The organism is Burkholderia sp. IO2, assembly GCF_029522185.1.
In the GTDB taxonomy this organism is placed as follows: Bacteria; Pseudomonadota; Gammaproteobacteria; order Burkholderiales; family Burkholderiaceae; genus Burkholderia; species Burkholderia cenocepacia.
The window spans coordinates 1-14092 of sequence record NZ_JAKWFH010000017.1; the positions used below are offsets into that span (position 1 = coordinate 1).

11 protein-coding genes and 1 pseudogene are annotated in these 14092 nt (G+C 57.0%); 5 read left to right on the forward strand and 7 right to left on the reverse strand.

All coding sequences use genetic code 11. The features are described 5' to 3' along the window. Positions 1-287: 287 nt before the first annotated feature. The 3 genes and pseudogenes from MMB92_RS13040 to MMB92_RS13050 form a co-directional block, all read right to left on the reverse strand. Positions 288-436, reverse strand: a pseudogene (locus tag MMB92_RS13040) (IS256 family transposase); the annotation flags it as partial. Positions 437-661: 225 nt separating this feature from the next. Continuing rightward, the gene (locus MMB92_RS13045; RefSeq protein WP_146127435.1) at positions 662-2923 is read right to left on the reverse strand and encodes a UvrD-helicase domain-containing protein; all 2262 of its coding nucleotides are present in this window, start codon (positions 2921-2923) and stop codon (positions 662-664) included. Positions 2924-2925: 2 nt separating this feature from the next. After that, positions 2926-3759: a hypothetical protein gene (locus MMB92_RS13050; RefSeq protein WP_146127436.1), complete on the reverse strand. Its 834-nt coding sequence runs from the start codon at positions 3757-3759 to the stop codon at positions 2926-2928. A gap of 534 nt (positions 3760-4293) precedes the next feature. Here MMB92_RS13050 and MMB92_RS13055 point away from each other — a divergent pair. The 3 genes from MMB92_RS13055 to MMB92_RS13065 all read left to right on the forward strand — a co-directional run bounded on the left by MMB92_RS13055 (position 4294) and on the right by MMB92_RS13065 (position 6385). After that, positions 4294-5007: a DUF5343 domain-containing protein gene (locus MMB92_RS13055; protein ID WP_048988742.1), complete on the forward strand. Its 714-nt coding sequence runs from the start codon at positions 4294-4296 to the stop codon at positions 5005-5007. A gap of 8 nt (positions 5008-5015) precedes the next feature. After that, positions 5016-5525, forward strand: coding sequence for a hypothetical protein (locus MMB92_RS13060; RefSeq protein WP_048988755.1), 510 nt, complete (start codon positions 5016-5018; stop codon positions 5523-5525). Positions 5526-6181: 656 nt separating this feature from the next. Next, a complete protein-coding gene (locus tag MMB92_RS13065; protein WP_277562723.1) occupies positions 6182-6385 on the forward strand; it encodes a hypothetical protein in 204 nt (67 codons plus the stop codon). Here the strand turns inward: MMB92_RS13065 and MMB92_RS13070 are convergent. After that, positions 6377-7587 (reverse strand): IS3-like element ISBcen6 family transposase gene (locus tag MMB92_RS13070; protein ID WP_265221795.1). Its coding sequence is split into 2 segments (ribosomal slippage): positions 6377-7272 and positions 7272-7587, totalling 1212 coding nucleotides; the frame shifts between segments, so codons are not numbered across the junction. The two genes, MMB92_RS13065 and MMB92_RS13070, sit on opposite strands and share 9 nt — an antisense overlap. A 145-nt stretch (positions 7588-7732) precedes the next feature. Between MMB92_RS13070 and MMB92_RS13075 the strand changes: the two genes are divergently transcribed. Beyond that, on the forward strand, positions 7733-8797 hold the full coding sequence (locus tag MMB92_RS13075; RefSeq protein WP_062885190.1) for an IS110 family transposase: 1065 nt from the start codon (positions 7733-7735) through the stop codon (positions 8795-8797). A gap of 622 nt (positions 8798-9419) precedes the next feature. On the opposite strand, the gene MMB92_RS13080 is transcribed toward MMB92_RS13075, so the two are convergent. From MMB92_RS13080 to MMB92_RS13090, 3 genes are all read right to left on the reverse strand, one after another. Further along, positions 9420-10661 (reverse strand): amidohydrolase family protein, encoded by a 1242-nt coding sequence (locus tag MMB92_RS13080; protein WP_048988741.1) that lies wholly within the window; start codon positions 10659-10661, stop codon positions 9420-9422. A 12-nt stretch (positions 10662-10673) separates the two neighbouring features. Then, positions 10674-11990, reverse strand: coding sequence for an MFS transporter (locus MMB92_RS13085; RefSeq protein WP_226245121.1), 1317 nt, complete (start codon positions 11988-11990; stop codon positions 10674-10676). A gap of 132 nt (positions 11991-12122) precedes the next feature. Continuing rightward, a complete protein-coding gene (locus MMB92_RS13090) occupies positions 12123-13034 on the reverse strand; it encodes a LysR substrate-binding domain-containing protein (protein WP_034178642.1) in 912 nt (303 codons plus the stop codon). A gap of 194 nt (positions 13035-13228) precedes the next feature. On the opposite strand from MMB92_RS13090, the gene MMB92_RS13095 reads away from it, so the two are divergent. Next, positions 13229-13639 carry a TIGR02594 family protein gene (locus MMB92_RS13095; protein WP_006496036.1) on the forward strand — a complete coding sequence of 137 codons (411 nt, stop codon included), beginning with the start codon at positions 13229-13231 and terminating at the stop codon, positions 13637-13639. Positions 13640-14092 lie beyond the last annotated feature (453 nt).

Here is a 14092-nt window from a genome sequence, read left to right on the forward strand (position 1 = left end):
TGGGGTAGTGCAGCTCATGACTGGAAGACCGCCATGAACCAATTCGCTATCCTTTACGCAGATCGATTCATCCGGCCTTCCGTGTAATTACTCAACCCGCCTTGAACACGGAAATCCTGACACCCCCGGCTGGCGCTACGCAACGTACTGGCCAAGACCGTGCGGTCCGCCTTCGACTGGAAATCAGCGATGAACCAGTTTGCTATCCTGTTCGGCGAGCGATTTACGCAGGCGCGCGGATAACCGGTTGTTCAACCGCCTCGCCCACAAAAACGCGGACAGGTTCAGCCGAGATGGTGACTCATCTCACCGCCCAGTGCTCGCTCGATTAGCGCCTTCTTGCTTCGACCGTCATCGGACCGCTGCCGAATTGCTCGAGCAACTCGGCAGGAATCGCAGGCAGGTCTACCGGTTTGGCTTTCGGTTTGCGAGGTATATAGTCTCTTTCGGAGCATCATATGCCTTGAACACGAAATTCCTGACAGGCACCCTAAAGCTACAACCGGAACGAACAATATGCCGATAATATACTGTGTCAGACCGAATCTTGATCATACCGCAGCCTTTCCGCCAGCTTTTCATGACACGCACACGCGAAAATGGAATTTCCGGCGAGCAGTAGCCAGCCGCAGCTGGCACACTGTTTACATCGACAAGATAGTCATCGTTTCTTTTGAGAGGAAACTACTGTTTTCTTCAAGCTACCTCGACTGATTGCCATGTTCAATACATCCGACGGTCCGCCGCGGGTTTGACACGAGCCGAGCTTCAAAACACGCTCAGCTCGACTAGATCCGAGATAGACATTCGAAATGAATCGTCGCTTTAAACCAACACTCGCGTCTGCCGGCGCATCTACCGCATCGGCATGCAACAAGAAGACCGTGTCAAATTGCAAGCCGGCAACATACTCTGGCATACTAAATATAAATCTCTTGCCGGCGTGACGTAATTCGGATGATGGCTCGCGGCTGGTGATTGGGAATATCGAGCCTTCGTATTGCCCCGTAGCAATCTCCAAATAAGTATCGAACATCTCGTCGCTTGCACATAGTACTGCAACTCGTCGCCCTCCACCTGAAATGGTTCTTGCCAGACTACGTGCTTGATCGAAAATGCTTCGGAATAGTTCCTTTTCATCTCGGAAAACTAGAAGCTCGGGGGCGTCACCATTCGCCAACTGTGCTTTTCCGCTATATGCATCCCATTCACCGGGAATGTCGATGGCGGGAAAAGTTGCATCCAAGTCGGAAAGAAAATCGGCGATTTCAGGTGTGTACCGAAAAACCTTTTCAAGCTTTATGAGCTCAGAATTTTGAAGCCGTGCACCTGAAGAGAAGATTGTTCCGGTTGAATCGAGCGACGCGAACGCATCATTCGGGCTTTGCTTAAGATCATAGGCCATAAAGATCGGCGGCCGCATCGGCGTACCACTCGCGTCAACGGAGCGTTTGATGAGTTTGTGCAGAAGCTGCCGTTCTACCCCGGTAAATAAATGAAGTTCGTCAACGAAGAGAGCATCGTAGCCGTATCTATTTCTTAAGCTGTCCCACCGATTCGAGTCGAGAAATGAATTGAAATCTGCGATCATCTGATCAACGCTCAGAGTGTTCATTTCACTCAAATATGTGCGATATCGTCGATGTACCTCGAGTACAAATCGTCGATCAATTTCTTTGTCGAGTGGGATTAACCAATTGGCTCTATGTAAGCTTCCTTTCGAATATCTCTCGCCTTTTTCCTCTCCTGCGCGGACACCTTCGGCATCGAGAACGCTAGCGAATTCGTTCATCATTTCCGTGATGAACTTCGGGTCATGGCCAGAGGCGGCTGCACACCAACGCGTCGCCAGTTCAGCGGTTAAATCTTCATATTGAAGCTGAATAATTGGTGATGTGTGCATCTCCTTAAGAGTGCTCGAAATCAACTCAAATTGCAGGCGGCGCCCCTCACGTCCATCAAGGGATAGCGGTTTCAAATCATCCAGATTGAACTTTAGATGCTGATGTGCCAGATCGTATAACGTTCGAAGTTCTACGCTGCATGATTGCCCTCCTCCAGAAAGAAGCCCTCGCGTATCCAATGACTCCGTCAAGGCTGATACCATGTCCACGGAGGCTAAGCTATGCGTTAAAAAGCCGTACTTTGCAGGCCGTTTTTCTAGCTCAGCCACCTCTCCATCGCGTAGTACTTTGACCACCAACGAGAGCGTCTTTCCAGTTCCTGCTGCACCCCGCAATCTGACTGGTCCATCGTGGCTTTTGTCAACGAAATTGCGCTGCTCGGCTGTAAGCATCGATTCGTACCATTGCTTAAGAGTCGCTCCTTGAGCGAAGCCTTGGGGCAGACGACTACTGAGCACAATCCCTGCGCGACTCGTCGATTCATTCTCAGAGGGAACATCTGACAAAATCGCATCGGCTAGGTTTTCCCGTGCGAGTTGATAGAGATCTTCGTTGCGAGGAATTCGATTTAGATCAAAAGCATCTTTTGTCACCGCAAAGACAAAGAGAGAGTCTTCCCCGTTCGGTCGGCTGTCAAAATTGATTCTAGATCCGTCCCCCTTTTGACGATTGGAGACATATATAGAAAGTAAGCTTCTTTCATGGTATTCACGCCACGCAACAGGAATTCTGACGCTGTTCGTAAAAATAGAGCGTGCCACCGTAATAATGCGCTCCAAAATATAAACGTCCCGATGCGTGCCGCAAAAGACCGGATTTTCGCCGGCAAGACTCACCACTACGAGTGGTGTGTTATCTTGATCAAGGTCTGGTTCCAAAAAATAAACAATCTCGTCGATTTTTACTCGCTTGAATCCTTCGGCTCCTGCCGGGAGAAGGAAATCCGAGAACCATTCTCTTGATATTTCAAACTGGGATAGTCGGAAAAGTGCAGATGGGCTGAATGCAAGTGCTTTCATTTTTACGATGATTTAATGTGTTCAACAGCATTGTCAATGGCCAAGCTGGATAGCGCTGTCAACTCATCTGGTAGGCCGATGCGCGAATATTGTTGGGCAAAAATTTGAGCGATCTTAAATTTGTAGTGTGGCGTGAATCTGGATAGTCTATACGCGGAGGCTTCAGTACCCCGTTCGGTTGACTGCAGCGCCGAGTAAGCGGAAAAGCATCTCCGCGCATCAATGGAATGAATTCTTCGCATTCGAATGACGAAGCCAACACTGTTGTCACCTTTGAGATCTGTGACAAAGAAATGACCATCGCCAAGTGTTTTTTTTGCATCTAAAATTTGTGTGGACAAATATTTGTCGCAGTCTTCTGGGTTGGGCGCAAAATTCTTAACGCATGCCAGCGACATTGATTGTCGGCTAGCAATGGCTGACATCAGTCGCTGGATTGCGTTTTTAACGATTTGGCCATTCTTTTTATTTAACTCGAATCGCGAGATAAATTTATCGACATCGAATGAAGTATGCTCCTCGAGTGATTCGATCCAATTTATGATTTCGGAAATATTGTCTTCATTTATTTTGCATAATTCCCGAATGGTTTTGGATAGTGCTTCTATCTGATTATTTATGAAGCCAGGTAACCAAAAAATTTGGAGATATTCCGTAAATCTATAGATGGGTAGGAGTGCAATGACCCCATCATGTTTTTCCCATGCCATGTCACAATCTGCATTGATTATCACGGCAAGAGAGAAAGGTTGGGGAGATGATCCATTTGGCGAGATTTTTAGAATATCCCCTTGTCTGAGGGGTTGTTGCACCGGACAGTGTTCAGTTTCTTCCATTCAGAGACCCCGCTGATTTCAGCGCATTTGCGTTATCGTGTGTTGCAGAATGCGTGTGAAGTATAAACGTTCTTGATAGCGAGCAGTGAAGAGAATATTCGCCGAAGCGGGTTCTTCCTTATGCTGGAGCCGATGTAGGCGACTGCTCGCGATAGCTGGCTTTGCTACCGCCGAGGCTCAATGGTTAGACGGCACCCCATCGATGTCGCCCGCGAATGGCTGGCCGAGCTTACCGCGGCTCCAACAGGAGCGCTCGAAGTTCGCCGTTGGGCCATAGTGACGGTACGATACTATTGACGGAATCACGCGCATTATTGGTGAACGACTGTTGATGACTGGCCATCGGCCTGTCGAGGACGCGCCTAGATTCAGGATGCGACGGTGCATTTGATTTGAGATCAGGGCATGGAAGCTGCGAATCTTTTCGCGTCAACAACGGATAACGGTTATACAATTTATACTGCTGTGTCTCTAAATTGAGGGCGTGCACCGGGACTGTGTAACGTACAATAACCCACCTATGAGGGGAAGGTCGTGGCGGACGATAAGAAGCGCGGGTATCCAGTGATCGCACGGAATACATGGTTCACTTTGCGGGAGAAGTTCAAACAGAAGGTGCCTGGAGACGTTACACCTGCGTACCTCGCGGCGACTCTGAACATGAGCCCGGTGTCCGCGAGCGGAAACGTTCTGCCGTCGCTGCGAACCTTCGGGTTGGTTAATGACGCAGGCAAGCCTACTGATCTCGCCTTCGCCTGGCGCGACGATGAAAAATATGCGTCGGTGTGCGAGCAACTCGTCAAAAGCACCTACCCGGCGGGGTTACACGACGCGTTCCCGGACGTTGCAAACGCGCCGATGAACCGTGTGGCTGCATGGTTTGCACACGATACGAAAGCTGGGGACAGCGCCGCCGTCAAATACGCGCGCGTGTATCTTATGTTACTGGAGGGCGATCTAGGAAAAGCCAACGAGAAGCCGGCAAGGGGCACGGCGACCGGTCGCGTAGCGACCACGCCGAGGACTACGCCCAAAGCTGCGAAGGTCACGGTCGCACCGGCGGCGATGGCCAATCCGGAGCCGGGCGAGCATGACCACCAGCAGCGACAGCCCCCCCCGGTCGGCAGCGCGTTCTCGCCGAAGCTGCACATCGACGTGCAAATTCACATCTCCCCCGAGAGTAGCGCGGAGCAGATCGACAAGATTTTCGAAAGCATGGCCAAGCACCTCAAGGACTTCCGTTCTTGAGCACAACCATGGATATCGCAAAGACTTTAGAAGTCGCGAAGCAACTGCGTGATGCAGTGCGAGCCAAAAACCCACCCCCTGAAGAAGGCGCGCCCAGCGCCGTTGAGCACGTTGTCTATTTCTCGCTAGTTAGAGGTACGAGGCCTTATCTCGAAAAGATAGTGCATCAAATAAATGGCTCATACGAGGGCGGATGGTATGACGCGTCGGCAGTTATGATTCGTCGGCTTGTAGAAACGCTGATCATCGAGGTATTCGAAGCGAGTGGAATCGCTGACAAAATTAAAAATTCAAATGATGACTTCCTTTTCCTGAGGGACCTCATCGGCGTTCTGATCGCTGAGAAAAGCTGGAATCTATCTCGGAACGCCAAAGCGGCGCTCCCTCGATTGAAGGATGTAGGCGACCAGTCGGCTCATAGTCGTCGCTTTGTCGCTCACCGGCAAGATATCGACAAATTGATCCCCGATCTACGTGTGGTAATCCAAGAGCTTGTGACTTTGGCCAAGCTGAAATAGGCGGGGACAGAGTCGAAAACCATATCGGCGGTGGTGCAGTGTCCTCGCGCGGCACTCTGTAGATAGCTTGCTTACTATTGCCGATGCCGGTCTCTTTAATTGCCGCGAAGCGGCAGCTCTCGGCGCCATTCGCACGGAACCACGGCTTCTTTAAAGGCCGGCCACTGGATTCAGCTTTGTCGGTGGTGCACAACGTTTGCCATCGGGCGTCCGAGAGCGACTGTGCCGCCATGCAAGCATGGTCAGCGTCGTTGGAGTCGATGAATTCTTCAGATTGGCGTGCGCCAAAATCCACTTGAGGATTCTACTAGGTGGCATTCGAGATCCGATATGCAATCGGGAACATCAGATGACTTCAGTTTGCGGCATTGGCCTTGTGTTAAGCGCGTTCCTATACCTAACGGCCAATTCCCCTCATTTCCCCATTTCTGAGATGCCAGCCCGACTACACTGGTCATGAAGCCTCGCTTCTCACCATCGGCAGTTGAACGCAGTCCTCTCCGCCCCGATGGTCGAAAGAAAGCCGTCTTGCCCAACAAGACCCAGCGAAGAGGGGAGAAAGAAGGGGAAACCCGAGGCAACAAAGAAGCGCGGGCCGCATGGGCGGCAACCCATACGACCCGCTGACCACCACCAACTCATCACAGGAGTCGGAAATGGCTGACGCCAATACTAAGCCACGTCGTAGAAAGAACAAACCCGTCAACATGCAGAAGAGGTTTGAGCTGGTCCTGCGCAACTACCCGGACCTTCCCAAACGAGGCTGGCCGTACCTGCCGTGGATGCAGGCGATCGACATTGATTTCAAGATCTTCGGATTTGGAGTTGACCCTGTAATACCGGACACAGCCTCACACTAAGGTTGCTGAATCCATCGAGCGCCGGAACTCGCGAGGCGAGCGGTATTTCAGCGCGCTATGGGGATGCTTCTCGTTGTAATGCTCGAACGCGATGGCCAAGTTGCGTGCAGCAGTCGCTGCGTCCGGCTTCGGCATGAAGGCGACGTAGTCGCGTTTCATCGTCTTCACGAAGCTCTCGGCCATCCCGTTACTTTGCGGGCTGCATACCGGCGTGGTCAATGGCTTCAGGCCGATGGCCACTGCGAACCGACGCGTGTCGTCGGCCGTGTAGCCCGAACCGTTGTCGCTCAGCCACTCGATTTCGGACGGCGTATGCAGCTCGATGCCAAACCGATTTTCCACTGCAGCCAGCATCACGTCGCGCACGATGTCGCCGCTGTGGCCTGCCGTCGTAGCCGCCCAGCTCATCGCCTCACGGTCACAGCAATCCAGCGCGAACGTTACGCGCAGCGGCTCGCCGTTGTCGCAGCGGAACTCGAAGCCGTCCGAGCACCATCGCTGATTGCTGCGCTCGACGGCTACCTTGCCGTCGTGTCGACGTTGGGGCCGAGGTGGAATCGGTCGGCGCTGCATCAGCAGCCCATGTGTGCGCATGACGCGATAGATTCGCTTGGCATTAAACGGCGCCAGTCCGACCGCAACGCGCTCGTTGCGCAAGATGCCCCAAACCCGGCGATAGCCATAGCTGGGCAAATCGCCAATGACCCGGCGGATCTCCTCGACCGCGGCCGCGTCGTCACTCTGCCTCGATTGACGGCCATCGCGCCACGTCGCCGGACGCGACACTCGTGCCGATACGTTCGAGCGCGACACGCCGAGAACTTCACAAACCAGTTTCACTGGTCGTCCTCCGGCAGCGAGGGCGAGTGCGCTATCCATTTTTTTGCCCGGCCGTACTCGACTGCTTCGCGGAGAATCTCGTTCTCCATGGTCTTCTTGCCGAGCATCCGTTGCAGCTCACGAATCTGCTTGAGTGCATCGGCCAGTTCCGAGGCCGGGACTACTTCCTCGCCGGCCTTGACCGCTGACAGGCTCCCACCCTGGTACAGCTTGCGCCAGTGGAACAGTTGGTTCGGATTCACGCCGTGCTGGCGCGCGACCATCGAAACCGATTTCCCCGGCTCGAAACTCTCGCGAACCATCGCCAGCTTCTGCTCCGCCGTCCAGCGCCGCCGACGCTCCGGGCCCGTCAACACTTCCATCACTTCCTGCCTAGTGTTAGTCAAAAACACAGTCCTATGCCTACCCGTTATTGTAAGTGGGTGACTGTGTCCGAATGCCAAGGACCTTCGTGGCGGAAAGAGCACAATGACGCGATTCGTTGACGATCCGATGAGGAGGTCAGATATGGAAGCCGTATCCAGAATGGGTGTGGATCTAGCAAAGCGTGTTATTCAGTTGCACTGCGTCGATCGACAAGAGCACGTGATCTTGCGGCGCTCGATCCCCACGGAGCGATTTGCCGAATTCATGTCACGCCTGCAGCCCTGCGACGTCGCGATGGAGGCCTGCGCATCCGCCCATCACTGGGCGCGCAAACTCACCGCAATGGGCCACTCGGTGAAGCTGATCGCGCCGCAGTTTGTTGCCCCATACCGCAAGGGTGGTGCGAGGTGCAAGAATGATGCGGCGGACGCTGAAGCGATTTGTGAGGCTGCCGCACGGCCCACCATGCGTTTCGTTCAGGTCAAAACGGTAGAGCAACAAGGCATTGCCACGCTTCATCGCATGCGTCAGGGTTGGCTAGAGGAGCGCACTGCTCTCATCAATCGGCTGCGTGGCCTGCTGGCCGAATTCGGGATCACGATACCTCAACGAATCGAGGCCTTGCGGCGTATTCCCGAAATATTGGAAGACGCCAACAATGAGTTGCCCGGCATTACTCGCGGTGCTCTCTACGCAGCGTGGGAGCATCTCAAAGTTCTCGATGAGCGGATGCGGGAAGTGGATCGGCAGATCGAGCAGCACGCAAAACAGGATGACCGAGCCTCCCGCATTATGGCGCTGCCTGGCGTCGGTCCGATCACCGCGAGCGCGCTAATTGCCGCTGTCGGAAACGCACGCGAGTTCAAGAATGGCCGCCAGTTCGCGGCATGGCTAGGTCTCGCGCCTCGGCAAAACAGCTCTGGCGGGAAATCTCAACTTGGCAGCATTACAAAGCGTGGGGATTCCTATCTTCGTATGCTGCTTGTGCTTGGAGCTCGAAGTGCACTTATGACGGCGGGTCGACGCACTGACCGCTTATCCCGATGGCTCCAAGAAGTTCAGGGCAGGCTCGGCTGGCAAAAAGCCCTAGTGGCCCTCGCTAACAAGCACGCGCGCATTATCTGGGCCCTACTGACGCGAGACGAGTCGTTCAGGCCCGACCACGTGCCGGCATGCTTTACGCCTATGCAACCGCAAGAACAGTAAGCAGCAACAGCAGCGCCTTTCTCTGACGGATTGCAACGGACGAATCGACGACAGGTTGGACCGGCAGCAGGACAGCTCGATGAAACGCTCGGCATGCACAGCGCAATGCCGCTGTCCGGATGGAGCCCTGCTGAGCGGTTAGTATTCTGGCCCGAGCCGAGCGCGCTCGCAGGCCGATTGTAGGTGCGCAGTCCATCTCGTCGCCATCGTGCCGCAATGCAGAGATGTCAGAACGACATTGCAAGAACCCGAAGGTCCTTGTAGGCGTTTCAGGGGGCTGCTCCAGGATTCAAGCCGGGCGACCGCATATATCTGAACGCCAACTACGTGACCCGGCAGATCACGATCACGCCGGACTACGGTCAGTTGGCGCTGCGAGAGCAGCCGTACCACGATCCTGATTGGGTACCGCCGCCGCTGTAACGTCTGCGAGGGCCGCTTGATGCGGCTCTAGCCCGTGGAAGCAGGCGTTTCCCGAATGCGATTGACCGCCGGGGCGATACCGCCCCGGCCATTGCCGCGAACGCCTCGACTCACACCTACAGCCACCGTCAACAACTGTCACGACCGCAAGGCCCGTGAGGCCGCACCGCGCCTGCTGAAATAGCCGAATGGCGTCAAATCACTGCCCGCCAACCCGCCGCTTCACAACCGCCCCCCGCTGCAACACATACTCGACCCGCGCGCCTTCATCGGCCACGACACTGATATCGTCGAGCGGATTGCCATCCAGCACGACGAGATCGGCGATCGCTCCCACCGCAACGACCCCAAGCTCCCCCGTCATATTCACAATCTCCGCCGCCACCGTCGTCGCCGACCTGAGCGCCTCCAGATTCCCAAGCACCTCTGCCCGAATCCGAAACTCCCCGGACTGAAACGCATGCATCTCGCCGAGCAGATCCGACCCGAACCCCATCTTCACCCCTGCCTTCGCATAGATCTCAAGCGATTCACGTCCTTTCTGCTGCACGGAAGCCACCTTCGCGATGGAGTCCGCCGGCATCCCAAACTCCGCCCCATGTTTAGCCAGCGCGTCATAAGTCACCAGCGTCGGCACCACAAACGCCCCCCGCTCATGCATCAGCGCCGCAGCCGCTTCATCCACGAGGTTCCCGTGCTCAATCGTCCGCACGCCGCATCTCACAGCCCGCGCAATCGCCCGCCCCGTATACGCATGCGCCATCACATAAGTATTCGCGGCCTCGGCCTCGTCGACGATCGCCCGAATCTCATCCTCCGAATACTGCGTGTTCGCGATCGGATCGGTCGGCGAAGCCACGCCGCCTGACGCCATGATCTTGATCTGCGTCGCGCCTTTCTGAATCTCCTCGCGCACGGCGAGCCGCACCCCTTCGACGCCATCGACGACCCGCGCAATCGCCCCCGTCCTGAAACAGCAGGAGCAAGGCTCCAGCACATCACCACGCGGCCGGAAATCCCCATGCCCACCAGTTTGCGACAACGCTTTCCCCGACGGAAAAATTCGCGGCCCCGGAATCAACCCCGTCTCAACGGCCTGCATCAAACTCCAATCCGCGCCCCCCGCATCCCGCACACTGGTAAACCCCCGCGACAACATCGCATCGAGAATCGGCAGCGACCGAATCGCCGCGAGAATATTCGGCTGCGTCGCATTCGCGCCCAGGTTCGCATTCGACGCCAGCACATGCACGTGGCAATCGATGAACCCCGGCATCACGGTCTTGCCGCGCACGTCGATCACCTGCGCATTCGGCAAATCCACCGGCCGATCGGTAACCTCGACAATCCGCTCGCCTTCGATCACGACATGATGATGTTCGAGCAACGCGCCTCGTTCGAGGTCGAGCACGTTGCCGCCTTGAAGCACGGTAATGGTCATGAGCAAAAATCCTTATCGAGTCGTTGCGGCCGCACGCTTCGCATCCTTCACGAAGCGCGTGCCGACGAAACTGACGGCGGCCGCGAGCATCACGTAGAACGCGGGCGCCATGTTGCTGCCGGTGCGGGCGATGAGCCACGTGATCAGGAACGGCGCGAACCCGCCGAAGATCGTCACCGCGAAGTTGTACGCGACGGACAACCCGGTCGACAGCACCTTGGTCGGAAACAGCTCCGCGAACGCCGCGAGGATCGGCCCCGTATAGGCCGCGATCAGCACGCCGAACACGGCCTGGAACACGATCAGCGACGCGAACCCCGGCGCATGGTTGATCCACGAGAACATCGGCCACGCGAGCACGAGGATCGCGAGCGCCGAGCCGGACAGGAACACGCGGCGTCCCCACGCGTCGGCGAGTCGCCCGACGATCGGCGAGCAGCACATGATCATCAGCCCGCCGACCATGCCGGCCGTGAAGCCGGTCGATTGCGGCAGATGCAGCGTGCGCACGGAATAGGTCGGCATGTAGAACAGCAGCACGTAGGTGCAGACGGTCCACAGGATGACCATCGAGAAACTCGCGAACGTCTCGCGCGGATACGTGTGCAGCACTTCCTTCAGCGGCGAGCTTTCCTTCGCCTGCGATTCGACGGCGCTGAATGCGGGCGTCTCGTCGATATGGCTGCGAATGAAGTAGCCGACCGGCCCGACGACGATCCCGAGCAGGAACGGCAGCCGCCAGCCCCAGCTATGCAGCGCCTGCGTGTCGAGCGACGTCGTGACGAACGTGCCGGTCGCCGCACCGAGCAGCACCGCGAAGCCGATGCTCGACTGGATCCAGCTCGAGTAATACGCGCGCTTCTCCCGCGGCGCGTATTCGGTGAGGAACGCGGTGGCGCCGCCCATCTCGCCGCCGGCCGAGAAGCCTTGCAACAGCCGCGCGACGACGATCATCAGCGGCGCGGCGATGCCGGCCTGTTCGTAGGTCGGCGCGATCCCGATCAGCGCGGTGCCGGCCGCCATCAGCAGGATCGTGAGCGACAGCGCGGCCTTGCGTCCGACCTTGTCAGCATAGACGCCGAGCACGATGCCGCCCACCGGCCGCATGAAGAAGCCCACGCCGAACGTCGCGACGGTGAGCAGCACGGACGTCAGTTCGTTGCCGGTCGGGAAGAACAGCTTCGCGATGATCACCGCGAAGAAGCTGTAGACGGTGAAGTCGAACCATTCGAGACCGTTGCCGATCACGGTCGCGACGATGGCGCGGCGGCGCTGTTGCACCGCTGCATCGACGGCAGGCGCGGCGCGCGGGGAAAGCGTTCCTTGCATGGTCTCTTCCTTGGTCAGAAGACGGGGCGGCTGCCCCGCGTGAATCCCATGCTAAGGACAGCCGCAATTTTTTCTGAAACGAAAGATTCGCATGCCTGCATGCGCTGCACGCATGGATCGGGCGCGTGGTATTCAGGCCCCGGTTTGCTGCTCCGCCTGTTCGAACAGCCAGCGGGTGAACAGGCGGGCGGCCTGGTTCTGCGCGCGGTCGTTCGGCGAGATCACGTAATAGCCGCCGCCGTGGCTCGCGGACGCTTCCGTCACGCGCACGAGCAGGCCGGCTTCGATGCAGGCGTCGATCATGTAGCGCCAGCCGAGCGACACGCCCTGACCGAGTATCGTCATCTGCACGATCTGCGGATAGGAGTTGATCGTGATGTCCTGCGGCTGCGCCTTCTGCCGGTCGACGTCGTTCAGGTCGAACCATTCGGACCACGACATCCATTGGCGCTGGCCGTCTTCGAGGCGCAGCAGCGTTTCGTTCGCGAGATCGGCCGCGTCGAGCGTGCGGCCGGCCAGATAGCCGGGCGCGCAGACGGGGAACACCTCCTCGTCGAACAGCCGGCGCGCGGTGTATTCGGCCGGCGCCTGCTGGCGCACGTAGTAGACGCCGACGTCGAATTCCGCGGGCGACATCGACGCAAGGCCGTCGCGCACGATCAGGCGCAGCTTGATGTTGGGATAGGTGGCGCGAAAGTCCGGCAGCCGCGGCGTGAGCCACAGCAGCGCGACGCCGGACGAGCACGCGATCGTCAGTTCGAGATCGCCGTACGGTTTCATCACGTCGTGCGTGGCTTCCGCGCATTGCACGAGCAGACGGTGGACTTGCGCCGCGTATTGCTCGCCGGCGATCGTCAGCCGCAGCGAACGGTGTTCGCGCACGAACAGCGAGCGGCCGAGGAATTCCTCGAGCTGCTGGATCTGGCGGCTGATCGCGCTTTGGGTCAGGTGCAGTTCGGCGGCGGCTTTCGTGAAACTCGCGTGCCGCACGGCGGCTTCGAACGCGATGAGGCACTGAAGGGGCGGCAGGGGCGTGATGCGCATGGCGGGCAGGGGAGTCAGGGGAGGCGCTGCCTCCATGATACGGGCGGACCTGACGAAAATCGCCACTCGTGACGGGGCTGTGGATTCGCCCTATTCGTGCGAAGATTGCGCGAAACAATACCGACACGTATCCGAGAACGACGTGACCCCTATCGAACCCTGAGAGCAAAGTGAAAGCCGTACACCCACCCTGGATGCCCGTCGCGCTGGCCGAACTCGGCATCCGCCGCCACCCGCCGGGCAGCATCAACCCGCGCATCGTCGAATACAACAACCAGACGAACCTGGTCGGCTACGACGACAAGATTTCCTGGTGCTCGTCGTTCGTGAACTGGTGCATGGCGCACGCCGGATTCCGCGGCACCGGCTCCGCGCTCGCGCGCTCGTGGCTCGAATGGGGCAAACCGCTGGAGCGCCCGGTCTACGGCTGCATCGCGATCCTGACGCGGGATGATCCGACGAGCTGGAAAGGGCATGTTGGTTTCTACCTGCGGCACGACGCCGAACACGTTCACCTGTTTGGCGGCAACCAGCTGGAAGAGGTCCGGGAACTTGCGTATCCGTTGCATGAAGTGATCGGATACCGTTGGCCGGCTACCGAGTGACCGTGCAGCGGTAACACACAACAATCCAGAACAAGGAGCCCGCAGTGCAAACCGGAAATCTCCGCCTCTACGCGGATGTGCAATACACGAGCCATTATGCGATGTCGGTCTTCGTCGCGCTCGAGGTTGCAATGCTCCATAAAATTTGGCCGGCCTGTTATTTCTAACAGGTCTTTCCTCTCAGTGGAAACGTTTATCTACAAAATCGAGTAACTCAACACGGTTGCTCGGAGACCGATTTAGCGTGCATTTTGTAGAATTGCACATGCTCCTGAAGGAGGCGAAGCGATCGGGCGTTTCAATCCTGGATAGTGAAGGAGTCGGTCCGCTGCTTGTTTCGACGTTAATTGCTGTAAGAAATGCCCTTGTTGTCGATGCGAAAGATTAGAAAGCATTGAAACATAAAATGATGTCGGTTGTCGGGAGACTGTTTTTACGTTTGTTATCAAAGCG

Coding starts and splice junctions, on each gene's coding strand:
- MMB92_RS13045 (WP_146127435.1), bottom strand. CDS start 2,923: ATGAAAGCACTTGCATTCAGCCCATCTGCACTTTTCCGACTATCCCAG.
- MMB92_RS13050 (WP_146127436.1), bottom strand. CDS start 3,759: ATGGAAGAAACTGAACACTGTCCGGTGCAACAACCCCTCAGACAAGGG.
- MMB92_RS13060 (WP_048988755.1), top strand. CDS start 5,016: ATGGATATCGCAAAGACTTTAGAAGTCGCGAAGCAACTGCGTGATGCA.
- MMB92_RS13065 (WP_277562723.1), top strand. CDS start 6,182: ATGGCTGACGCCAATACTAAGCCACGTCGTAGAAAGAACAAACCCGTC.
- MMB92_RS13075 (WP_062885190.1), top strand. CDS start 7,733: ATGGAAGCCGTATCCAGAATGGGTGTGGATCTAGCAAAGCGTGTTATT.
- MMB92_RS13080 (WP_048988741.1), bottom strand. CDS start 10,661: ATGACCATTACCGTGCTTCAAGGCGGCAACGTGCTCGACCTCGAACGA.
- MMB92_RS13085 (WP_226245121.1), bottom strand. CDS start 11,990: ATGCAAGGAACGCTTTCCCCGCGCGCCGCGCCTGCCGTCGATGCAGCG.
- MMB92_RS13090 (WP_034178642.1), bottom strand. CDS start 13,034: ATGCGCATCACGCCCCTGCCGCCCCTTCAGTGCCTCATCGCGTTCGAA.
- MMB92_RS13095 (WP_006496036.1), top strand. CDS start 13,229: ATGCCCGTCGCGCTGGCCGAACTCGGCATCCGCCGCCACCCGCCGGGC.